Source organism: Candidatus Pseudothioglobus sp. Uisw_016, from assembly GCF_048087635.1.
In the GTDB taxonomy this organism is placed as follows: Bacteria; Pseudomonadota; Gammaproteobacteria; order PS1; family Pseudothioglobaceae; genus Pseudothioglobus.
Genome location: NZ_CP159806.1, coordinates 839,356 through 862,812 on the forward strand (window position 1 = coordinate 839,356; position 23,457 = coordinate 862,812).

Annotated in this window: 24 protein-coding genes; 20 read left to right on the plus strand and 4 right to left on the minus strand. The window is 36.5% G+C overall.

Features of this window, described 5'->3' with window-relative positions:
* Window positions 1-85: 85 nt before the first annotated feature.
* From ABXT69_RS04175 to ABXT69_RS04200, 6 genes are all read left to right on the plus strand, one after another.
* Window positions 86-667: a LexA family protein gene (locus ABXT69_RS04175; RefSeq protein ID WP_416679452.1), complete on the plus strand. Its 582-nt coding sequence runs from the start codon at window positions 86-88 to the stop codon at window positions 665-667.
* A complete protein-coding gene (locus ABXT69_RS04180; protein ID WP_416679454.1) occupies window positions 660-1,940 on the plus strand; it encodes a Y-family DNA polymerase in 1,281 nt (426 codons plus the stop codon). The genes ABXT69_RS04175 and ABXT69_RS04180 overlap by 8 nt, the downstream gene beginning before the upstream one ends.
* A gap of 88 nt (window positions 1,941-2,028) precedes the next feature.
* Window positions 2,029-2,694, plus strand: coding sequence for a response regulator transcription factor (locus ABXT69_RS04185; RefSeq protein WP_416653430.1), 666 nt, complete (start codon window positions 2,029-2,031; stop codon window positions 2,692-2,694).
* Window positions 2,695-2,723: 29 nt separating this feature from the next.
* Window positions 2,724-4,193: an ATP-binding protein gene (locus ABXT69_RS04190; protein WP_416679455.1), complete on the plus strand. Its 1,470-nt coding sequence runs from the start codon at window positions 2,724-2,726 to the stop codon at window positions 4,191-4,193.
* The gene (locus ABXT69_RS04195; protein ID WP_416679456.1) at window positions 4,190-5,380 is read left to right on the plus strand and encodes an AGE family epimerase/isomerase; all 1,191 of its coding nucleotides are present in this window, start codon (window positions 4,190-4,192) and stop codon (window positions 5,378-5,380) included. The genes ABXT69_RS04190 and ABXT69_RS04195 overlap by 4 nt, the downstream gene beginning before the upstream one ends.
* A 48-nt stretch (window positions 5,381-5,428) precedes the next feature.
* Window positions 5,429-5,827, plus strand: a complete 399-nt coding sequence (locus tag ABXT69_RS04200) for a hypothetical protein (protein WP_416679458.1) — start codon at window positions 5,429-5,431, stop codon at window positions 5,825-5,827.
* Here the strand turns inward: ABXT69_RS04200 and ABXT69_RS04205 are convergent.
* The gene (locus ABXT69_RS04205; protein ID WP_416679459.1) at window positions 5,781-7,010 is read right to left on the minus strand and encodes a YbiU family protein; all 1,230 of its coding nucleotides are present in this window, start codon (window positions 7,008-7,010) and stop codon (window positions 5,781-5,783) included. The genes ABXT69_RS04200 and ABXT69_RS04205 overlap by 47 nt on opposite strands.
* 243 nt (window positions 7,011-7,253) lie before the next feature.
* On the opposite strand from ABXT69_RS04205, the gene ABXT69_RS04210 reads away from it, so the two are divergent.
* From ABXT69_RS04210 to glk, 10 genes are all read left to right on the plus strand, one after another.
* Window positions 7,254-8,501 carry an ABC transporter substrate-binding protein gene (locus ABXT69_RS04210; RefSeq protein ID WP_416653440.1) on the plus strand — a complete coding sequence of 416 codons (1,248 nt, stop codon included), beginning with the start codon at window positions 7,254-7,256 and terminating at the stop codon, window positions 8,499-8,501.
* Between the two features lie 104 nt (window positions 8,502-8,605).
* Window positions 8,606-9,481: a carbohydrate ABC transporter permease gene (locus tag ABXT69_RS04215; RefSeq protein WP_416653442.1), complete on the plus strand. Its 876-nt coding sequence runs from the start codon at window positions 8,606-8,608 to the stop codon at window positions 9,479-9,481.
* Window positions 9,478-10,359 carry a carbohydrate ABC transporter permease gene (locus tag ABXT69_RS04220; RefSeq protein WP_416653444.1) on the plus strand — a complete coding sequence of 294 codons (882 nt, stop codon included), beginning with the start codon at window positions 9,478-9,480 and terminating at the stop codon, window positions 10,357-10,359. Before ABXT69_RS04215 ends, ABXT69_RS04220 begins: the two co-directional genes overlap by 4 nt.
* Window positions 10,360-10,400: 41 nt before the next feature.
* Complete coding sequence (locus ABXT69_RS04225) at window positions 10,401-11,507, plus strand: ABC transporter ATP-binding protein (RefSeq protein ID WP_416679461.1); 1,107 nt, start codon at window positions 10,401-10,403, stop codon at window positions 11,505-11,507.
* Between the two features lie 4 nt (window positions 11,508-11,511).
* Window positions 11,512-12,372 (plus strand): aldo/keto reductase, encoded by an 861-nt coding sequence (locus ABXT69_RS04230; protein ID WP_416679462.1) that lies wholly within the window; start codon window positions 11,512-11,514, stop codon window positions 12,370-12,372.
* A 6-nt stretch (window positions 12,373-12,378) separates the two neighbouring features.
* Window positions 12,379-13,806 carry a decarboxylating NADP(+)-dependent phosphogluconate dehydrogenase gene (gnd, locus tag ABXT69_RS04235; protein WP_416679464.1) on the plus strand — a complete coding sequence of 476 codons (1,428 nt, stop codon included), beginning with the start codon at window positions 12,379-12,381 and terminating at the stop codon, window positions 13,804-13,806.
* 2 nt (window positions 13,807-13,808) lie between these two features.
* Entirely contained in the window at window positions 13,809-15,272 is a 1,464-nt protein-coding gene (gene zwf / locus ABXT69_RS04240) for a glucose-6-phosphate dehydrogenase (RefSeq protein WP_416679466.1), read from the plus strand.
* On the plus strand, window positions 15,226-15,981 hold the full coding sequence (gene pgl, locus ABXT69_RS04245; protein ID WP_416679469.1) for a 6-phosphogluconolactonase: 756 nt from the start codon (window positions 15,226-15,228) through the stop codon (window positions 15,979-15,981). The genes zwf and pgl overlap by 47 nt, the downstream gene beginning before the upstream one ends.
* A gap of 95 nt (window positions 15,982-16,076) precedes the next feature.
* Window positions 16,077-16,412: a cupin domain-containing protein gene (locus ABXT69_RS04250; protein ID WP_416679470.1), complete on the plus strand. Its 336-nt coding sequence runs from the start codon at window positions 16,077-16,079 to the stop codon at window positions 16,410-16,412.
* Between the two features lie 3 nt (window positions 16,413-16,415).
* A complete protein-coding gene (gene glk / locus ABXT69_RS04255; protein WP_416679471.1) occupies window positions 16,416-17,420 on the plus strand; it encodes a glucokinase in 1,005 nt (334 codons plus the stop codon).
* 39 nt (window positions 17,421-17,459) lie between these two features.
* On the opposite strand, the gene ABXT69_RS04260 is transcribed toward glk, so the two are convergent.
* The gene (locus ABXT69_RS04260) at window positions 17,460-17,828 is read right to left on the minus strand and encodes a sirohydrochlorin chelatase (RefSeq protein WP_416679472.1); all 369 of its coding nucleotides are present in this window, start codon (window positions 17,826-17,828) and stop codon (window positions 17,460-17,462) included.
* Between the two features lie 128 nt (window positions 17,829-17,956).
* On the opposite strand from ABXT69_RS04260, the gene hemH reads away from it, so the two are divergent.
* The 4 genes from hemH (at window position 17,957) to ABXT69_RS04280 (ending at window position 21,135) form a co-directional block, all read left to right on the plus strand.
* Window positions 17,957-18,988, plus strand: coding sequence for a ferrochelatase (gene hemH / locus ABXT69_RS04265; RefSeq protein ID WP_416679473.1), 1,032 nt, complete (start codon window positions 17,957-17,959; stop codon window positions 18,986-18,988).
* Window positions 18,989-18,992: 4 nt separating this feature from the next.
* On the plus strand, window positions 18,993-19,835 hold the full coding sequence (locus tag ABXT69_RS04270) for a TIGR01777 family oxidoreductase (protein ID WP_416679475.1): 843 nt from the start codon (window positions 18,993-18,995) through the stop codon (window positions 19,833-19,835).
* Window positions 19,836-19,975: 140 nt separating this feature from the next.
* Entirely contained in the window at window positions 19,976-20,461 is a 486-nt protein-coding gene (locus ABXT69_RS04275; RefSeq protein WP_416679477.1) for an FKBP-type peptidyl-prolyl cis-trans isomerase, read from the plus strand.
* Between the two features lie 26 nt (window positions 20,462-20,487).
* Complete coding sequence (locus ABXT69_RS04280; protein ID WP_416679478.1) at window positions 20,488-21,135, plus strand: class I SAM-dependent methyltransferase; 648 nt, start codon at window positions 20,488-20,490, stop codon at window positions 21,133-21,135.
* On the opposite strand, the gene rsgA is transcribed toward ABXT69_RS04280, so the two are convergent.
* Both rsgA and ABXT69_RS04290 read right to left on the minus strand, forming a co-directional pair.
* Complete coding sequence (gene rsgA, locus ABXT69_RS04285; RefSeq protein WP_416679480.1) at window positions 21,132-22,094, minus strand: ribosome small subunit-dependent GTPase A; 963 nt, start codon at window positions 22,092-22,094, stop codon at window positions 21,132-21,134. The genes ABXT69_RS04280 and rsgA overlap by 4 nt on opposite strands.
* Window positions 22,095-22,106: 12 nt before the next feature.
* Window positions 22,107-23,354, minus strand: coding sequence for a M48 family metallopeptidase (locus ABXT69_RS04290; protein WP_416679482.1), 1,248 nt, complete (start codon window positions 23,352-23,354; stop codon window positions 22,107-22,109).
* Window positions 23,355-23,457: the final 103 nt, after the last annotated feature.

Here is a 23,457-nt window from a genome sequence, read left to right on the forward strand (position 1 = left end):
TTTTTTTCTTAATACTATCATTGACTTGCACTATTAGTTAATTTATAATTCCAACTTGAATATTGTTACATAAATCAAGTTAGTTATGAATACACCCAGTCATGGAGGCGCCCGAAAGGGTGCTGGTCGTAAAAAAAACTCAGGCAGCTTTAACGAGGAAACCAAAGTAATTAGAGTACCTATCAGTCTTGTAGATTCGCTTATTCCTACGATTGAAGTTTACAAGTCTCAAGTTAAATCTAAAGTAGAAGTCTTTTTAACTAAAGACAATCCAACGGAGCTTTCAATTCCAATTTTTACTTCCCGAGTACAAGCAGGATTTCCATCTCCAGCAGATGATCATTTGGAGGATGCACTTGATTTAAATACACATCTTATCCATCATAAAGAGGCTACTTTCTTTGTTAAAGCGCAAGGAGATTCAATGCTAGGTGCTGGCATCCAGCAGGGCGATATACTAATTGTTGATAAGTCTTTAAGTGCTAAAAGCGGAAAGATAGTTATTGCAGTTGTTGATGGTGAGTTCACTGTTAAGCGTCTACATAAATATAAAGGAAACATAACTCTTAAAGCTGAAAACCCTGATTTTGAAGACATCAAAATTGGAGGTACTGACGAACTTATTATATGGGGAGTTGTGACATCAGTTATACATCAGTATGAATAACCGAGCTAAGTTCGCGTTGGTCGACTGTAATAACTTCTATGCTTCTTGTGAAAGAGTTTTTGAGCCAAAACTAGAAGGCAAACCAATCGTTGTTCTTTCTAATAATGACGGCTGCATTATTGCTCGTTCTAATGAGGCTAAAGCACTGGGCATTAAAATGGGAGCCCCTTACTTTAAAGTAAGGAATTTGATTGCTAATAGGGGCGTTGTAGTTAAGTCTTCAAACTATCCTTTGTATGGAGATATGTCGTCTAGAGTAATGAAGGTTATTGGTCAATTTTCTCCTATCCAAGAGGTGTACTCTATTGACGAGAGTTTTATAGATTTAGCAGGACTTCCTCTTAATTTAATAGATCACATGCAGTCTCTAAGAGTCCAAGTTAAAAATTGGACGGGGGTTCCAGTGTGTATTGGTATGGGCAGTACTAAACTTCTAGCAAAACTTGCTAATCGTATTGCTAAAAAGTATTCAAAATTTAATGGCGTTTTTGATATAGATGACCTTCCCCATGAGAGATATTGCAAATTACTGCAATCGGTCGAAGTAGGTGATTTATGGGGAATAGGTAGACAAAGCGCTAAAAAGCTTAACCATATTGGAATTAATACAAGTTATGACTTTTATCAGTCAGATATTGGCGTTATTGAAACTCTTTTAGGCGTTAATGGAAAAAAGATTTATCAAGAGCTTCGTGGCAAATCGTGTATTCCTATCGAGTTGATTCCTCCAACAAGGCAGCAGATTGTCTCCTCTCGCTCTTTTGGTATTGATTTAAGCGACTTTGATGAATTAAATCAAGCTTTAACTGCTCTTACTAGAAAGGCTGTCAATAAGCTTAATAATCATAAGCTTGCAATGACTACTATGACTGTCTTTATTTACACGAATCCCCATAAAAAAAATACACCCTGCGTGCATCTATCAAAAACTGTAGGAATGCCAATTGCTATTGAGGATGAATCGCAAATTATTCCATTGGCATCTCAAATATTAAGACTTATCTATAAGCCTGGTTATTCTTTTAATAAAGGAGGGGTAGTATTGAGTAACTTAACCAAAAACTACCGACAGCAAGATCTTTTTTCAATAACTCAAAATAGTCAACCACAGGTGTTAGCTCGTCAAAAATCTAATGCTATAAAGAGTGCTAATAAAAGATTTAATGAGTCAGTTAAGTATGCCAGTGAGGTGGGCAATGATAGATGGCTCCCAAGAGCTAATTTTCGATCAAATAGGTATACAACAAGCTGGAGTGAATTATTAATAATTTAAGGCTCAAAGGTCATTTTTTTTTACTGAAATTGCATAAATATGCTCATTGTCTATAATGAATCCTTTTTTTGCTGAATAATGTTGAGGAATGAAACAACTTGCAATTATTGATGATGATCCAGAAATTCTTAAATTATTAGATCAATATTTAATAAAAAATGGATTTAAAGTTGAAGCTTTTTCTGATGGAGAATCTTTCTTAGCAAGTGATGAATCAAAATTTAGTTTAGTGGTTTTAGATCTTGGTCTGCCCGGGATTGATGGCCTTGAAGTTTGCAGAAGATTGAGGCAAAAGTCTAACGTTCCAATTATTATGCTTACTGCCGCTAGTGATGATTTAGATCGCATATTAGGTTTAGAGTTAGGCTCTGATGACTATATGGGTAAACCCTTTAACCCAAGAGAACTTTTAGCAAGAATTAAGGCTCTCTTGAGACGCTCGGAAGTAAAGGAAGAAGATGTAGATAACCATATAGTAATGAATTTTGCTGCAAGAAGTGCATTTGTTGATGGTAAGCAGCTTGATTTAACTGGAACAGAGTTTGACCTACTTTGTGTTTTTCATAAACAGATAGGTGAGGTCTTAAGTAGAGATGAAATAGGCGAACTTCTTCATGGCAGGAAGATAGATCCATTGGACCGATCAATCGACACAATTGTAAGTAGGCTGCGTCATAAACTTAGCAATCACTTTGATGGTGAAATCATTCAAAGCGTAAGAGGCAAGGGGTATGTTCTCCTTTTAAAAAGTTGAATATAAAAGCCTCTACCTTAAGCTCTTTAATGCCTAAAACTGTTGTAGCCAGGATGACTTCTGTCCTATTTATTGGAATACTTGTAGCACAGGTTCTAGGAACATGGCTTTGGGTTGAACAGCTAAAGTCATCAGAAAAAGAAAAAATGACTGAAGTTTCTCAAAATTTAGGCTCACAAATTGCTCAAGCAGTTGGTTTTTTTGAAAAACTTCCAAACCAATACCGACAACAAACCTTGACTCAACTAAGACAAAATGGCGGCACATTTTTAGATTTTGGCGCTGAATTTTTTGTCTCTGTTAATAAGGATTATGTCCAATCTAATTCAATTGCAAGTTCTGAATTTTCAGAGCTAGTTCGTAGCAACTTGGAAAAAACTTTGTATTCTCAAATTGGTCAAGTTGAGGATTTGAATATTAGATTTGTAAGCTTTAGCAATACTAAAATTACAACGCCTAATGGGCCTGGTGAAGGTCTTACCAATAATCAATTAATAGTCTCTCTTGCACCAATATGGAAAAGCTTAGGCCTTATTGCTCCGAGGGAAGAGAGTCCCATTGCCATAATTCAATTTAGGTTAAAACAGCAAAATGAGTGGATGTATTTGGCAACAATAATTCCACAAGGAGAGTTATTGCTCAGTTTTGACTGGATCAATGGTGAGCGTATTTTTACCTCTGCAGCAGTTTCGGTTACGATGCTTTTAATCACCTTCTTATTTGTTCGTTGGCTGGTATACCCCCTTCAATTATTGGCCCATCAAGCAGATTTATTAGGTAAAGGGCGATTTCCTAGACAGCTTGATGAAACTGGCTCTAAAGAAATGGTGGCTACTATCCGCGCCTTTAACTCTATGGCTAAGCGGATTCAAAAGTTTATTGCTGACAGAGAGCGATCATTTGCAGCAATCTCTCATGACTTAAAAACACCTTTAACTAGAGCACGCCTTAGAGTAGAAAGCATTGAAGATGGATCAATAAAAGAAGATTTAATTGGAGACTTAGACTACCTTGAAACCATGGTGAAAGGAAGCCTTCAAATTATGACTGATGGTGCTGAACATGAAAATACTAGTAAAGTTAACATTACAAATATGCTAACTGCAATCTTAAAAAAAGAAGAAATCCTTGGCTTGCCTATTAAGATGAATATTAAAGAAAACATTGTCATGAAAGGAAGAGCTTTAGCTATTGAGCGCTTATTCTCAAATTTAATTAATAATGCACTTAGTTATGGCAAAGGAGTTGAGGTTACCGGTCAAAAAAAGAAAACAGGTATCTTTATTCAGATTAAAGATAGAGGGCCAGGCTTGAGTGATAAAGATAAAGAAAATGTCTTTAAGCCATATTACCGCTTAGAGCATAAACTAAATGATGAACATTCTGGCTTAGGGATGGGTATTGCTCGTAATATTGCAAATATCCATGGCGGCGAACTTGAACTTAAAGATCGAACTGGTGGTGGACTAATTGTCGAAATTTACTTTCCTAATTTATGAATTTAATAAGTAATCCAATATTTAAAGATAAAGAATTTTTAATTAGTCATATTAAATCGATTATGAGGTTTTATCACCCTCATTGTATCGATAATGAAAATGGTGGTTTTTTTCAGCACTTTCGTGATGATGGAAGTGTTTATGATTTTGATACAAGACACTTGGTCAGCAGCACCCGTTTTATATTTAATTATTCAATGGCTTCAATTGAGCTTGATAATGATGAATATAAAGACGTGATAAGGCATGGAATTGAATATTTAAGACAGTTTCATTTAAATACAAAAACTGGAAGTTATGCTTGGATTCTAGAGGGAAAAGACGTTCAAGATTCTACTAATTATTGTTATGGTTTCGCATTTGTGTTGCTCGCATATTCAACTGCACTTAGGGCGGGTATTTTAGAGGCCAAAGACTTCATTGATGAAACTTTTGATGTAATGGAAAAACATTTTTGGTCAAAAGAGCATGAACTTTATTCTGATGAAATTTCTGCTGATTGGCAAGTAGTTTCTAGTTATCGTGGGCAAAACGCAAATATGCATTCCTGTGAAGCCCTTATTATGGCTTTTGAAGCGACAGGTAGTCAAAAATATTTAGATCGAGCGCTTATCATTGCAAAAAATATATGTATTAGGCAAGCTAGTCTCGCAGAAGGCTTAATTTGGGAACATTACGATAGTAACTGGGAAATTAACTGGGTTTATAATAAAGATCGTCCTGATGATCTATTTCGTCCTTGGGGCTTCCAAGTTGGTCATCTTACCGAGTGGGCAAAATTATTGTTAATTCTTGAGAGGCATATTAAAGAGGATTGGTTGCTTCCTAGAGCAATAGAATTGTTTGATGACGCAATTGAGATGGGTTGGGATGCAGAGTCAGAAGGTTTATTTTATGGGTTTTCACCAAATGGAGATATTTGTGATAAAGATAAATATTTTTGGGTTCAAGCAGAGTCTATAGCTGCAGCTGCAGTATTAGCTAATCGAACAGGCGATGATTATTATTGGGAGTGGTATGATCGAATCTGGAGTTACAGCTGGAAACATATGATTGATCATAAATATGGCGCGTGGTTTCGCATTTTAGATTCAAATAATAATAAATATGATAACCTTAAAAGTCCAGCCGGAAAAACGGATTATCACACAATGGGCGCTTGCTATGAAATTTTAAAAATAATCTAAGAAACCTTGTTTAAAATACTTAATTAATTTATTAAGATTTATATATTTATGACACCTGAAAATATAATTGAGCAATGGGCAGACTTTTTTAATAATGCTGATATGAAAGGTATTTTGAACTTATATCATGATAATGCAACTCTTTTACCGACCTTTCTACCAAAACTTTTAGCAAGTAATAATGAGATTAAAGGTTATTTTGAAGTTGCTTTTAATGGAGGTGCTTCTGTAGAGATTAATGTTGAAGATGCTATATCCAAGGAGTTACCTGGAAATATTTTTTTAATGACGGGTAGCTATGTTTTTTGTTTAGGCAGTAAAGCAGACAAAAAATATTTATCTTGGTACAGTTTTTTAATTGATCTGTCAGATGATTCACCAATTAAACATCATCACTCCTCTAGAGTGCCATTTGAGTTCGACCTAAGTCAGACAACTGATCAATAGAGAACCTTCCTTTAAAGTCTACTTCGTAGTCTTCGGAAGCAAAATCAGGAGGACTTTTGCCAAGCAAAAAGTTTTCAGTTTGTCGCTTTGTGTAGTCTAAATTTTTAGCGCATTTTGGCGAAGCTCCTATAAACATTACATTTGAGTAATCTTTTCCTGTGTGCTTATCAGCCACTGAGTGAGTCAAATCAGGGTGCCACCAGACTGTATCTCCAGGATTTACCTCCTGAATTGTTACCAAGCCAGATAATAGGTCTTTGTGATAATCGGGTGATATTAAGAGCGGTCTTCCTGGCGTGGCATCACAAAGATTATCAGCAGGGATGTCATCCTGCAAGGCGCGCAATAAAAGGTACCCCATACTGTTAGCAATTGGAATAAGAGACAGAGTTCCATCAGATGGCCCTTGTGAAGTAAGCGCAGTCCACCCTTGAAATGTTCTAAACATTGAACAAACTGCAGGAGATTTGTATTCCTTTGTGTGAGTTCTAAATGCTGCATTCCAGGGGTCATAAGAATCTAGTTCGCCATTAAATACAGAGTGGTATACTTTTTGAAATGCTGGATCAGTCCAGCGTTCAAATGAGCCGCCATCAATATGGGGAGATAATCCTAAGGTTTCATCGCCAGGCTCGCGTCGACGAATTCTATCCGCATACATATAATCGTTATTTGGATCAAACTCATCTCCATTTGGGCTCGAGACATCCCACATTGAGTTTAGGAATTTTTTAGTAATTGCCATTGATTGCGATTGTCTTGCAAGCATCTGAGGCCTTGACCAATAAAGTCCAAAGATTTGTGGCGCTCCTGACTTTAATTGTGAAAAATAATTATCCATACCTTGTCTATCAATTGACTTAGTAAAGTAATCATTAGATGTAATATATTCACCTATTTCATCGTTCCATTCACTTGCCTGCAGCTTATCAAAAACATTACGAATAATTACAGATCCTCTTTGTTTTAAGTTTGTAATATCAGAGCTTGAAATATTTCCATTAACAATCGACTGAAAATCAATTTCTGGAATTACTGGAATTTCTTTGTGCTGTAGCTCAAGAATAATATCAACTTCTTTTTTAATATTTGATTGGGCGATATTGAAACTTTTTTTGACATTATATTGTTCTATTAGAAGTTTTTTACTAGTAATTATTGACTGCTTAATTTGTTCCATCATGATATTACATATTAAATATTTGTAACAGTATATCTATATATTTTATTAAATTTTTGATTTAATTATTTCTCTTTGTAACAAAGTATTACAAATTGTATCAAACGATTGACACTCAAAAAAAGGATAACTATAGTGAGTTTCTAGTTCTAGATATTTAACAAAAAGTTATTTAGAATCTATGGTCTATTTTTTGTGTTAATTCAACACTCTAAATATTTTTTTTTGTAATAAGGAGAAACAAAAATGGTAAACAAATACTTTGTAAAAAGTGTAGCAGCCAGCTTAGTTCTTTCATTTAGTGCATCTCAGGCTTTTGCTGACGACGTAGAAGTTCTACATTGGTGGACTTCTGGTGGTGAAGCTGCAGCTGTTGGTGTATTAAAAGATGATCTAGCAGGTAAAGGAATTGGCTGGAAAGATATGCCTATAGCTGGTGGTGGTGGTGATGCTGCTATGACTACGCTTAAGGCTCGTGTTACAGCTGGTAACGCGCCAACTGCAGTTCAAATGCTTGGATATGCTATTCAAGATTGGGGTGATCAAGGCAAACTAGCTAACTTAAATGACCTAGCTGCTTCTGAAGGTTGGGATTCGGTTGTTCCATCAGCACTTCAAGCTTTTTCTAAGCACAATGGTGACTGGGTAGCAGCTCCTGTAAATGTTCACTCTACTAACTGGGTATGGATCAGCAAGTCTGCTCTTGACGCAACTGGTGGAAACGCTCCAACTACATGGGAAGAGTTAGTTTCTGTTCTTGATGCTATGAAAGCAAACGGAATTACTCCATTAGCACACGGTGGCCAAGCATGGCAAGATGCAACTATCTTTGATGGTGTTGCGCTAAGTCTAGGAAACGGTTTCTACAAGTCAGCTTTGATTGATTTAAATGAAGACGCTCTTGGTGGTCCATTAATGGTGGAAGCATTCAACAGAATGGCAACTCTTCGTTCATATGTTGATGACAACTTTTCAGGTCGTGATTGGAACCTAGCTTCGGCTATGGTAATCAATGGCGAAGCTGGTATGCAAATGATGGGTGACTGGGCTAAAGGTGAATTCCTTAAAGCGGGTCAAAAGCCAGGTTCTGACTTTGTATGTGTTCGCTTCCCAGGAACTCAAGGTTCTGTAACTTTCAACTCTGATCAGTTCGCTATGTTCAGTGGCGCTGGAAGTTCAGCTGCACAAGAAGCTATGGCTTCTTCTGTAATGAACCCTGTTTTCCAATCAGCATTTAACGTTGTTAAGGGTTCAGTACCTGCACGTACTGACGTACCTGACATGATGTTTGATCATTGTGGAAAGAAAGGTATGGCAGATCTAGCAGCAGCTAACGCAGCTGGAAGCTTGTTTGGTTCAATGGCGCACGGTCACACTGTCCGTCCTGCGATCCAATCAGCAATTGTTGATGTTGTTTCAGCTCATTTTAATGGTGAGTTTTCAGCTGAAGAGGCTGCAGAAGAAATGGTTGCAGCAGTTGCAGCAGCAAGATAAATTAAATATCATCTAAACTTGCTTTAGATTTTTATTAAATTTGTTTATTTATAGTTGGCGAATTTATAGTTCGCCAACTATTTTTTTGATTAGAATTGTATTAAATGAAAAATTATCTCCAACTTTTACTACCTAAAATTGTTTTAGCACCAAGTTTTTTCCTTATTCTTGTTTTTGTGTATGGATTTATTATATACACGGGATATTTGTCGCTTACAGATTCGCGTATGCTGCCAACTTACGAGTACATGGGTTGGGGCAACTATACTAAACTTTTTGGACTAAGGCATTGGAAAATTGCAGTAAACAATCTGGCAATTTTTGGAATTTTATATATATTAATCTGTACAGTGCTTGGTCTTTTCTTAGCCATCTTATTAGATCAAAAAATTAGAGCAGAAGGCCTGCTCCGACCTATTTTTCTTTACCCAATGGCGTTATCTTTTATTGTTACTGGAACTGCATGGAAGTGGTTTTTAGACCCTGGAATAGGTCTTGAGCATATTATGCATCAGTGGGGGTGGGAGAGTTTTGAATTCGACTGGATTAAAAATCGAACCTTTGCAATTTATACAGTAGTTATTGCTGCAGTATGGCAAAGCTCAGGATTTGTTATGGCGATGTTTCTTGCTGGATTAAGAGGCATTGATGGAGAGATAATGAAGGCCGCTCAAATTGATGGAGCGTCCGGTTTTCGTATGTATAGACGTATAATTATTCCCTTGCTCCGACCAGCATTTTTATCAGCTTTTGTAATACTCGCGCATTTATCTATTAAAGCATACGATTTGGTTATTGCTTTAACAAATGGTGGCCCTGGAAGAGCGACTGAGGTACCAGCAACATTTATGTACTCTTACACCTTTTCTAGGAATCAGATGGGTATTGGAGCGACCTCTGCAATGATTATGCTTCTTATGATTTTTTCTATCATTATTCCTTATCTATATAGTGAGCTAAGAAGTGAGAAGTCATCGTGACCTTAAATCATTCTAAAAGTAAAAAGGACAGTATCAAAGTCTCTCGAATATTTATTTATCTAATATTGATAATATTTGCAATTTATTATTTGCTCCCCTTGTATGTAATGCTTACAAACTCCTTGAAGCCACTAGAGGAAATTCGCTCTGGAGGAATGCTTAATCTTCCTGAAGTATGGACCCTAGATCCATGGCGATCAGCCTGGTCAACTGCCCAAATTGGTGTTGACCCTAGTGGGCTTAAGCCTTATTTTTGGAATTCAATTTCTATGGTTATACCAGCAGTAATGTTAACTGCAATACTGGGCGCCATGAATGGCTATGTTTTGACTAAATGGCAATTTAAAGGTCATGGAATTGTCTTTGGGTTGCTTTTGTTATCGTGCTTTATCCCATTTCAAATTGTGTTAATCCCGATGGCAAAAATGTTGGGTATTTTAGGAATGGCGGGAACAACGTCAGGATTGGTATTTGTTCACTTGGTTTATGGGCTAGGTTTTACAACTTTATTTTTTAGAAATTATTATGCAGCATTCCCTACTGAAATAATAAAGGCTGCACAAATCGATGGGGCTGGATTCTTTAGAATTTTTTGGCGTGTTTTACTTCCAAGTTCAGGTCCAATTATAGTAGTGACTGTGATTTGGCAGTTTACCAACATTTGGAATGATTTTTTATTTGGCGCTTCTTTTGCAGACTTTGACTCAATACCAATGACTGTAGCTCTAAATAACCTTGTTAATTCTTCTCAAGGGGTTAAAGAATACAACGTGCATTTTGCAGGGGCAATTCTAGCTGCTCTTCCAACATTAGTAGTTTATATCGTCTCTGGGCGATATTTTGTTAGAGGTCTGATGGCAGGAGCTGTCAAAGGTTAATTTATTCGTTTATTTATAATTATCAGCTAAAGGTTAGAAATATGGCAACAGTAAAAATTACTAATTTACATAAAAGTTATGGTTCAGTAGAGGTATTAAAGGGGATAAACCTTTTTATTGAAGATGGAGGTTTTTTGGTTTTAGTCGGTCCTTCAGGTTGCGGCAAATCAACCCTCCTTAATACTATTGCTGGCCTAGAAGAGATAACAAGTGGTGAAATTGAGATTGGAGAGAATTCTGTTGCTGGACTTCATCCCTCAAAGCGTAATATTGCTATGGTTTTTCAATCTTATGCCTTATATCCAAATATGACTGTTTCGCAGAACATTAGTTTTGGAATGGAAATGAAGGGCGTAAAAAAACCTGAAAGGGAGCAAGCAGTAAATAAAGTTGCTGAAACACTTCAAATTAGTGAATTACTTAATCGTAAGCCAGGTCAATTATCTGGAGGCCAGAGACAGCGCGTTGCAATGGGCCGCGCTATTGTTCGTGAGCCTGAGGTTTTTTTATTTGATGAGCCACTTTCAAACCTCGATGCTAAGCTTCGGATTGATATGAGAACAGAAATTAAACGTCTTCATAAAAGACTCGGTTCGACAATTATTTATGTTACTCATGATCAAATTGAGGCAATGACTTTGGCTACAAAAATTGCTGTTTTAAAAGATGGATGTATTCAACAATTTGATACGCCATATGAAATATACAATAACCCAAATAATATGTTTGTTGCAAATTTTATGGGCGCTCCTGCAATGAATTTGATAGAAGGAAGAATTGCTAAAAATAAAAAAAATATAGAATTTGAAATGAAAAATAGTAAAGGTGAAACTATTTGTTTGCCAATTCATGGAATAAACGATATTGAGCAATATATTGATAAAACTGTTATTTGTGGTATTCGACCAGAATCAATAAATGACCTTGATCCATCCTTGAATAAGAGTTCAGTAGAAAGAGAGGTAGTTGTGGATGTTGTTGAGCCAGCAGGCTCAGATACTTTTGCTGTGGTTGAGCTTGGTGAAAAACAAATAGTTGCAAGGCTGAATGGAAACTCTAAAGTTTTAGGCGGTGAGAAAGTTAAATTAACTTTTGATTTATCTCAAACTGTTTTCTTTGATAGTGAAACTGAAGATCGAATTAGATAAAATTATGTATCAAAAACTCTCAAAATCTGGCACTGATATCCCATCTTTAGGTTTGGGAACTTGGGACCTTAAGCAAAGTGAATGCTCAAGAGTTGTCTCAGAGGCATTGGATTTAGGTTATCGTCATATTGACGCTGCAGCAATGTATGAAAATGAATCTGAAGTGGGTGCTGGAATCATTGACTCGAGAGTTGATAGAGCTGAGTTGTTTTTAGCAACAAAAATTAATACTCTGGGTTGGACTCCTTCAGGAGGGCAAGGACCTCAACTAAAAAATAAAAATATTATTAAATCACTTGAAAAGAGCCTTAAAGATTTAAAGACTGATTATGTTGATTTACTACTAATACATTGGCCAAAATTTGAAACAAATTTAGGAGACATGCTTGAAATAATGTATGAAATTAAAGCGAGTCAAAAAGCAACAGAAATCGGTGTTGCAAATTTCAATTCCAATTTATTAAATGAATGTGTAAATCTTGGTTTTAATGATCTCTTTTGCAATCAGGTGGAGTATCACCCATTTCTCTCGCAATCTAAGCTTCTTGATTCAATGAAGAATTTAGATATTATTCCAGTTGCTTATTGCCCAATATGCCGTGGTGATGTTGCCAAAGATGATGTAATTATTAATTTATCAGAAAAATATAGCAAGACTCCTGCACAAATTGCATTAAGGTGGGTTGTTCAGCAAAATGCAGTTGCAATCCCAAAGACTTCAAACCTAGAGAGATTAAAAGAGAATAGCAACATTTATGACTTTAATCTTGATGAAGGTGATATGGAGCAAATTTTTGGTTTGCAAAGGAACCAAAGACTGGTACCAAATCTTGAATCTAACGAGTCACTGTATCCTTGGGACTAGATTATTATGAGTGAGAATTTGTCAGATATTGGTCTAATTGGTTTGGGCGTTATGGGCTCAAGTTTAGCTTTAAACATTGAGAGAAATGGTTATAGAATCTCTGTGCACAATCGCACAACTCCACAAATAGATAATTTAATCAACAATAGATCAAAGAGTAATAATATTATTGGTTTCGCTAATCTTGAGGAGTTTGTAAGTTCAATTAAAAAGCCTCGTAAAATTATGCTAATGGTTGTTGCAGGCCCAGTTGTTGATGATTACATTAATAAACTTATGCCTCTTATCGACAAAGGCGATATTATTATTGATGGTGGTAACTCTCATTACCCCGACACTATCAGAAGAACTAAAGAGCTAGAAGACAAGGGCTTTCAGTTTATTGGTGCCGGCGTCTCTGGAGGTGAAGAGGGTGCTCTAAAGGGTCCTTCAATCATGCCAGGAGGCTCAGTATCCGCTTGGCCTGAAGTAAGAGGTATATTTCAAGCAATATCAGCCAAGGTTGAGGGTAACGAGCCTTGTTGTGACTGGATAGGTGAAGATGGCTCTGGCCACTTTGTAAAAATGGTCCATAACGGCATTGAGTATGGTGACATGCAGCTTATTTGTGAAGCTTATCAAATCATGAAAGATGTCTTGGATATGTCGAACGATGAAATGCATCAAGTATTCAAAAAGTGGAATGAGGGTGAACTTAGTAGTTATCTAATCGAAATCACTGCAGACATAGTTAAATTTAAAGATAAGGACGGGACTTATCTTGTTGATAATATTTTAGATGCGGCAGGTCAAAAAGGAACCGGTAAGTGGACTGCAACGGTTGCCCTTGAGCTTGGCACGCCTCTTACGCTAATTGGAGAGGCGGTATTTTCAAGATACCTTTCATCTATAAAACAAGAGCGCATCCAGGCATCAAAGTTGTTAAGTGGCCCAAGCCTTGTTTTTAAAGGTAACAAGGAGCAAGTTCTCAATGATATTCATGATGCACTATATGCTTCAAAGATTGTTTCTTATGCCCAAGGATATGCCTTACTAACAAAGGCAGCTAAAGAATTTAATTGGAATCTTAATTACGGCGGTATTGCTCTTATGTGGCGCGGTGGCTGCATCATTCGCTCGGCCTTTTTAACTAAAATAAAAGATGCGTATGACGCTAATTCTGAGCTGCAAAACTTATTATTAGATCCTTTTTTTAAAAATAAAATTAATAAATCTCAAGATGGTTGGCGCCGAGTTTGCTCATTAGCAATTAGTCATGGCGTGCCAATACCTGCAATGACCTCCTCTCTGTCATATTTTGATGGTTACAGGACTGAGAGATTGCCAGCTAACCTACTTCAAGCTCAGCGCGATTATTTTGGTGCTCACACCTATGAGCGACTAGATACAAAAAAAGGTGAATTTTTTCATACTGAGTGGATCAAGGGTAATTAATTATGAAGCCTGAAGCTGCTATAAAAATTAAAAGCTTTGTGCTTTTTGGGGCCCTAGGGGACTTATCTATTCGTAAGTTAATACCTGCCTGGTATTATCTAGAGCGTGACCATATGCTTGATGATGGTTTACAGATTTTAGGTGTTGGAAGGCAAGAGCTAACGAAGTCTCAGTTCAAAGAAAAAGTAAACGATGCTCTGAGCACTAATGTATCAGATGAGTACTTAGACGATGATATTATTTCTAAGCTTTTGAATCACTTTGATTACTGTTGCTGTGATCTTCAGAATCCTAATAGTTACAAAGTGCTAAGCTTAAATCTTAAGGAGTGGAGTAAGCCAGTCGCTTACTATTTAGCAATCTCCCCAAAGCTTTTTGAAAACGTTTTTAATGGCCTAAATAGCGAACAAATAATAACCAGTTCATGCAGAATTGTAGTTGAGAAACCTATTGGGTATGATCTTGAGTCTTCTAAGGACATTAATGCCAAACTTTTAAAGCACTTTAATGAGTCTCAAATTTATCGAATTGATCACTATCTAGGAAAAGAAACAGTGCAAAACCTTATCACTCTTCGGTTTGCAAATTCATTGTTTTCAAGTCAATGGAACAGTAAGAGTATTGATTATATTGAGATAACTGCCGCAGAATCTGTTGGTATTGAGGACCGTTGGGGGTATTTTGATGGAATGGGACAACTAAGGGATATGGTGCAAAGCCATCTTCTTCAGTTACTATGCCTAATAACAATGGAGCCACCCAACCGCCTTAATGATCAGAGCATTCGCTCAGAGAAGGTTAAGGTTCTTGAAGCTTTAAAGCCAATTGATGAGGAAGGGATTGAGTCGAATTTTGTTTCTGCGCAATATACCAATGGTAAAAATAAACTTGCCTATATTGAAGAAGAAGGTGCAGACGTAACAAGTGATACTGAGACTTTTGTAAGTATTAAAGCAGAAATACAGAACTGGCGCTGGAAAGGGGTTCCTTTCTACTTAAGAACTGGCAAAAGAATGGTCAGTAAAATGACGCAAATTGTTATTCATTTTAAATCTGATGGGCACTATATCTTTGATCAAGACAGTGAAAGTTTAAAAGGTAACACTTTGATTATCAGTTTGCATCCTTCTGAAAGTATCTCTTTGCAGGTTTTTACTAAGCCCCACGGCGTTGACAAGCACTCAACTTTAAGATCTGACCCTATGAGCCTAGATTTTATAAAAACTCAAAAATTACTCAATATTCCAAGCGGTTATCAAAGCCTCTTGATGGATATTCTCAATGGTAATCAGAGTTTATTTCTCTGTAAGGAAGAGGTTGAGCTTGCCTGGCAGTGGTGTGATAATGCTTTAGAAGCACACAAAAAATCAAATCAAGAGCTGTATTTCTATCCTGCGGGAACTAATGGACCCAAGGAGAGTGAGCAACTTATTCAGAGCAATGGACATGAATGGCATGAGGAGTAGTAAAACTTATTATTTACCCGATTGTGTTGACTTTTATAGTACAAATAATAGTGAATCATTGGCGTTAGACTTATGTCAAAGTATTGGAGAAATTCTTACTGAAGCAATCAAAAAAAGAGGTCGTGCAAGTATCGCTGTTTCTGGAGGAAGTACGCCTATTCCACTTTTTAAAGAGTTTTCGCTTTTAAATATTGATTGGAAAAAAGTAGATTTAACATTAGTTGATGATCGATGGGTTGACCCTAAGAATGCTGACAGCAACGAATTGCTTGTGAGAAAGCATTTTATAAAAAATAAAGCATCCAAGGTCAATTTTATTCCGTTAAAAAATGACGCTAAAACAGCTAAAGATGGTCAAAAAAATAGTGAAGAAATGTTAAAAAATATCACGCTTCCTTTTGACGTTATTGTTTTAGGTATGGGCTCTGATGGACATACTGCATCTCTTTTTCCTTGCTCAGATGAGCTTTCTGAGGCGATGAATCTAAATAATTTAAACTGCTTGATTTCGACTTCTCCAAAAACTGCACCTTATGAGCGCTTAAGCCTTACTGCAAGGGTGATTATTGATGCTAAAAATGTTTTTCTGCATCTGAATGGATCTAGCAAGCTCCAAACACTAGAAAGCGCAATGGAGTATAAAGACTCAAGCAAAATGCCAATCTATACTTTTTTAGAAAATGGACTTAGCATCTACTGGAGTCCTTAAATAATTTTATTTTAAGTTGTCTGCCATAATGCACTTTATTTTTTGAAAAAGCAATGGATAATAATGTGCTTTATAATTAAATATAAAATTCACTAATGAAAATTAATAATATTGATGGCGAAGTTGTTAAAGATAATGAAACTTATATTCTTAAGGATAACACCTCACTAAATAACTTTGTAATAAGCTCAACAACGCTTCATGTTGGTAAATCAACAAAAGGCCACAGTCATGCTGGCAAAGAGGAGGTTTACATGATTATGACTGGAAATGGAAAAATGGATCTTGATGATAAGACTATACTAATCGAGGGTGGCGATATGGTTCTGATTGAGGATGGCGTTTTTCATCGGGTTCATAATTTGGGCGAGGTTGATTTGTATATGGTTTGCATATTTGATGGAGATCGAGAAAATGTTTACAAAACCTAACTATTGCTGGAGACTGTAACCATCAGCAAGCAGTCTTATAATTTGGTTGGTGATATAGGCGCAACTAATGCAAGGTTTGCTCTTGTGGCTCCTGGCTCGTCAGACATCGAAAACATCCAGAGCCTTAAATGTGAAGATTTTGATAACATTCAGAGCGCAATCAGTTTTTACATATCTTCGTTTTTAGAGCTTGACATTGTTTCAGCATGCTTTGCTACGGCTGGTACGGTTCATTTAGATGTTTTTAAGCTTGCTAATAACCACTGGACTATAAACAAGTCAGATGTCGCTAAAACTTTAAATGGAGTGACCATCAAATGGATTAATGATTTTACAGCCCAAGCATTTGCAACCACAACTCTTACTGATAGCGAAGTTATTACTTTAAATAAAGGTATTGTTGAACCAGAAAAATTAAGGTTGGTTATAGGCCCAGGAACTGGGCTAGGGGTTTGTGGGTTAATCATGTCTCCTTCAGGCTGGCTTCCAATTGCAGGTGAAGGCGGTCACTCGGATTTTGCACCAAACACTAGTATTGAATATGAAATATTAACGCTACTCGCTAAAAAGTTTGGCCATGTTGCCGTAGAGAGGATTCTATCTGGCCCTGGAATTATGAATCTATATGAGGCGCTTTGCCAAATCAATGGTAAAGACAGAATATATACAACACCCTCTGAGATAACTGCCGCTGCAGTTAATGCTGGAGCTGACCCAATTGCTGATGAAACAATTCAAATGTTTTGTAAAATTTTTGGCTCAGTCGCGGGGAGTATGGCCTTAACAGTTGGCGCTTTAGGCGGCGTTTATATTACAAGCGATCTGGTTAGAAATTTTTTAGATCTATTTATTGAAAGTGACTTCCAAAAAAGCTTTGAGAGTAAAGGAAGACTCCAGCCAGTTCTTGAAGATATTCCGGTGTACCTGTCTAAAAAGAAAAACATGGGCCTCATCGGCACCGTTTACGAAATCAATAACTACTGGATGCAAAAAGGCTTTAAAGTCTAAGATTTATATTGCTGCCTTGGCGCATAAAAAAAATCAAGCTTATTTAATATCTAGAGCAGTCTTCATTAGAATTTCAGCAATTTCATCTCTTGATCCAAAGTAATCTGCCACGTTAATTTCTAGACCTGGACTACCCTCAGAGGCCTCAGTAATCTCATTAGGTATATCTCTTGTGATGTGAACCCCGGCAGATAGGAAATAAGGCAATATTGTAACTTTAGTTGCGCCTACTTCAGTGCACTCTTTAATTGCTTCTGGAATAGAGGGTGATGCGAACTCCAAAAAGGCTGGCATTACTTTATCAAATTCTTTCGGTTCTAATGTCGAAATTTTTTCTGATAAAGATTCAATCTCAATGTTTGATTCTTCTCTTCTGCTGCCGTGAGCAACTAGTAATAATATATGCATATTTTTTATATAATAATGAAAGTCGTAATATGTAAATAACCACAATAGATATAGATAACATGTTTTACAGTGAAAGGCACTTTATAGGGTATCTTATCACCTTGAAAAAATAAATTTGAGAGACTAAATTGTACCAATGTACTTCAATACACGAATCTGCAAGTGAGGCAAAAATTGGGATTCTTTTGTCTAATTTGGGAACTCCTGATGCACCTACGAAGAAGGCAGTTAAGCCTTATTTACGGCAGTTTTTATCAGATACAAGGGTTATTGAGCCTCCTCCTCCTCGCTGGATTTGGAAAATTATATTAAATGGGGTAATTCTTAACTTAAGACCAAGAAAATCAGCGAAGGCCTATCGAACTGTTTGGGATACGCATGGAAAAGGGTCACCGCTTCTATCAATTGCAAAAAAACAAAAAAATGCAATAGCGATAGAGCTTGAGAAGCTTGCGCCTGGTAAGTTTGCTGTGTCTTTAGGTATGAGCTATGGAAATCCATCAATGGGATCTGCACTAAACGAGCTTGAGGCTCAGGGATGTAATAATATTATCATCTTACCTTTATATCCTCAATATGCTGGGGCATCAACTGGTTCAGTTTTTGATGCGGCTGCTAGAGAGCTGATGAACTGGAGAAATGTTCCTGACTTAAGGTTTATTAGTAGCTACAGTAAAGAACATTTATATATTGAAGCTTTAGCCAATAGTGTTAAAGAATATCAAGCAGTTCATGGTAAGCCCGATCTCCTTTTAATGTCATACCATGGAATACCCAAGCGCTACTTTGATAAGGGGGATAACTACCCATGTCAGTGCTGCAAAACTACGTTTCTTTTGGCTTCTAAGTTAAATTTAAAGCCTAATGAGTACACTATGACATTCCAATCTAGACTAGGGGCTGGCGAATGGATGAAGGAATATACTGATAAAACATTAAAGGCACTTCCAGCCAAAGGCGTGAAAAATGTTCAAGTTATCTGCCCTGGTTTTTCTGCAGATTGTCTTGAGACGATTGAAGAGATTAGTGAAGAAAATCATGATTACTTTATGGAGTCAGGCGGTGAAAAATTTGGCTATATTCCAGCGCTTAATGACAGAAAAGACCACATTGAATTCCTAACACAACTTCTACTAAAAAATGCAGTAGGGTGGATGTAATAAGATGAAGATTGTCATCTTTGGTGGTTCGGGATTAATTGGTAATGCGCTTGCAAAAAATCTTTCAGCTAGTCATGAAGTTCAGTGCTTAAATAGAAGTGCTTTCAAATCTATAGATACTTTGTCATTGTCATTAAAAGATAGTGATCTTGTTATTCAACTGTCTGGATCGACTATTGCAAAGCGATGGACTAAGAAGCATCTAAAAGAGGTATGGCAGAGTAGAGTCGATACGACTCAAATGCTCTCAAAAGCGATAAGTATGATGACAACCAAGCCAAGGGTAATGTGCGCTTCAGGGGTTAGTTTTTATCCTGAGTCAGATTGCAGTAACCCTCATTCTGAGAATGGTTTAAGAGGTGAGGGTTATCTTACTGAGCTTTCTGTGGCATGGGAGAGCGCTGCAAAGTCAATCTCAGAAGACACCATAATTTTAAGATTTGGAGTTGTTCTTTCTAGAAGTGGAGGCGCTTTTATGAAGCTTTACTGGCCTTATTTTTTTGGATTAGGCGGTCCAATTGCAAGTGGAAACCAGTGTTTTTCTTGGATTCATATAAAGGACCTTGTAAGAGCTGTTAATTTTATTTTAAATAATCCAAAAGCTAAGGGTGTCTATAACATTACTGCGCCAGAGCCTATTCCTCAAAAGGTATTGGGTAAGGCTCTTGCTAGTGCTTTAAAAAGACCATTTTTAGTGCCGCTTTGGGAATGGCAGTTAAAACTACTTTTTGGAAGTGGCTCACAAATATTGACAGAGAGTATATCTGTTATCCCAAAAAAAATACTTGAGGAAGGCTTCATTTTTGATTATCCAGATATTAAGAGTGCAATGGATGATCTTACTTAGTAAGATTTTTTAATGCTTTGGCCTGAAGTTTCTTTGGTATATGATAAAATATAATATTGAGATTCACCCTGTAACAAAGAATTACTTTTAGACTTTCCATCTTGGAGGGTCTTTTTTTTGTATTCAATTTTGGAGAAGATATGAAAGTAACTAAAGATAAAGTCGTTTCAATGCATTACACCCTTAAGAATGATGCGGGAGAAGTTATTGATTCGTCTGAAGGCAAAGAAACTATGGACTTTTTACAGGGTCATGGAAACATAATTCCAGGATTAGAGACAGCTTTAGAGGGCTCTAAGAAAGGCGATAAGGTTGAGGTTTCTATTGAGCCTGAAGAGGGTTATGGCATTAAAATGGATGATGCAATTCAAGAAATTCCAAGAACTGCTCTACAAGGAATTGATGAGGTAACTATTGGGATGCAGCTCCAATCTCAAGACCAAGATGGAAACCCTTTTGTTGTGACTGTTATTAAGCTTGATGACGAAAAGATTACTGTTGATGCAAACCATCCTTTGGCTGGAGAAACTCTTCACTTCTCAGTCTCTATTGAAGACGTTAGGAATGCATTGGAAGAGGAGGTTTCTCATGGACATGCTCACTCTGCTGGCGGACACTCCCACTAAATAACTATGACTCTTGGCGGACTAAAGTGATTAATAAGATTGCTTGTCCGCTTTGTAAGACAACTAATAGCTCTAAATTTTATAAAGAGAAGTTTCGCGAATATTTACGCTGTTTAAGTTGTGATTTTGTTTTTGTTTCAAAAATGTATCATCTCTCAGATGCTGAGGAGAAATCAAGATACGATACCCATAATAATGATCCTAATGATCATCGCTATCGCCACTTCTTATCCCAACTATTAGTGCCTCTTTTAGAAAGGATCCAACAAAAATCAAATGGCCTTGATTTCGGCTCAGGCCCTGGCCCAACGCTTTCTCTTATGCTTGAAGAATGTGGACACTCTGTAGATCTCTATGACAAGTTCTATTCTAATGATATTTCTGTATTTGAGAAAAAGTATGACTTTATTACTGCTACTGAAGTAGTGGAGCACTTGAGTGAGCCTATGGCAGAGATAAGCAGACTTATTGAAATGCTTAATAATAAAGGTCACCTTGCTGTAATGACCCAAATATTAACCCCTCAAATTGACTTTAGCTCATGGTATTACAAGAATGACCCATCTCATATAGGCTTTTTTACTAAAAAGTCGCTAAGTTTCTTAGCAAGCTATTTAAATATTGAGGTTTATTTTATTTCAGAAAGGGTGGTTTTCTTCCAAAAAAATAGTTAAGGAAGGATATTAAGATAACTTTCGTAGCGATTAGGGTGTATTTCTCCTAATTCAACAGCCTCTTTAACAACACATCCTGGCTCATTAATATGGTGGCAGTTTCTAAACCTGCACTCACCGGCTAGTGATTTAAATTCTCTAAAGCCATTAACTATTTGTTTTTCAGAAAGGTTATCCAGTTGAAACTCTCGTATTCCTGGGGAGTCAATTAAGTCACCGCCACTAGGGATATGATAAATAGTTGTATTTGTCGTGGTATGCTTGCCAAGCTTACTCTTACTAGAAATTTCATTAACTCTAAGTTCTAAATCTGGGATTAATGAATTAATGAGTGATGATTTTCCAACACCAGACTGACCGAGAAAAATATGCGATTTATTAACAAGCTTTGTTTTGAATTCTTTCAGGTTTGTTTCATTTTTAACACTTAAAAAGTGGACGTCATATCCTAATTCTTTGTAGTTTGAAAAGTCACTTTCTAGTTGCTCATTATTTTTTGAAAGTTCAATTTTATTAACAACAATGTTAATTGGTAGATTGGAGTCTTCTGCAATTACAAGGTAACGATCAATAAGCTCAAACTGATAGTGGGGCTCAATAGCGACAATAAGCCAAAGCTGATCAATATTGGCAGCTATTAGGCGCTCCTGCCTCTTTAGTTCTGTTTTCCTTGGGAATATTGCTGTTACTATTCCTTCGCCTTCTTTTGTTGTCTGAAGTAGAACCTGGTCTCCTGCGACAGAAAATCCAATATTTTGACGACTGACTGCCTGAAAAATTTCACCACTTTTAAGTTCAACAAGTTGCCGCTGGCCGTACCTTGTAATAACTAAACCCTTATGCCCAGCCTCATTATTGTCTACATTTGACTCTGCTTTAATAGATGCTTTATTTGACCGGGCAATTTTTTCAGATTGAACCTTATCAATTCGCCACTGTTGTCTTCTAGTAAGGGCCACTAAATGATCAATTTATAATTGTAGGCGCTCAATTCTGAGAATTGCACTTGGGTGTGAATCATGAAAGGCTGAGTAGTACTTGTCTGGAGATAATGACGATGAATTTTCTTTATAAAGTTTAATTAGAGATGAAATTAAGTCATTTGCGTCTGTATGACTTGCTGCAAAAGCATCTGCTTGGAATTCATGCTTTCTAGATGCAAGGTTACTGAAAGGCGTAATGAAAAAACTAAAGACTGGAAGTGCTAAAGCGAAAAGAACAAGCGCAGCATGAGATGATGGCACAGATACCCCAAGTCCATTATAAAACCAAGCTTGATTTATTAGGAAACCTAGCAAAGCAAGACTAGCAAAACTAAATATAAAAGAGCTAGCCATTCTTTTTTGAGTGTGTTTATGATGAAAGTGTCCCAGTTCATGTGCCAGGATCGCTTCAATTTCTTTATCTTCCATACCTTTGAGGAGTGTATCAAAGAACACGATTCTTTTATTTTTACCAATTCCTGTGAAGTATGCGTTTCCATGAGACGATCGTTTAGATCCATCCATAACATAAATACCATCACTCCCAAATCCTGTTCGAGTAAGTAGACTTGTAATTCTACTTTTAAGGCTCTCATTGTCTAGTGGATTAAATTTATTAAAAATTGGCGCTATATAAGAAGGATAAATCCACATCATTATTAGTGAAAATCCACTAATAATTAACCAAACATAAATCCACCAGTAATTCCCAATAGCTTCAATATTCATAAGAAATAAAATTGCGTACATCAGAGGAAGCATTAAAATTAAAGTTAATAAGATCTCTTTAAATAGATCCCCTACAAAAGTTTTAATAGTCATCCGGTTAAATCCAAATTTTTGTTCAAGAACAAAGGTACGATAGATGCTAAAGGGGAGGTCAATTAGGCTTGCAATTAACATGATGCTCAGAACAAAAACTGTCCCCATTAAAACAGGATCTAAAATTCTTTGGCTCCAATACGAATCAAGTGAATCCATGGCCCCACCAAGCGTCCAAATAAGAAGCACAACAGTAGAAAAAATGATTTCAAAATGATTTAAAAGAAGTTTGGCTTTGGTATAGTTGCCCGCTTTTTGATGATCTTCAAGCTTAATGGACTCACTAAAGCCTTCTGGAACAGTATTAAAAGACTTATTTATTGCTTTATCTTGTCTAAAATTAAGCCAAAGTAGTGATAAAACAGACGCTGATATTGCGAATAAAAAAATAAAAGTAAATAAGTTGAATTCCATTTTTTTTAATTTAGAAGGGAAAAAGTTTTCAAATGTAATTATACCTAGTGATTTAACATATATTAGATATTGAAAATTTCATAAATTGCTGGGTATAATTTCG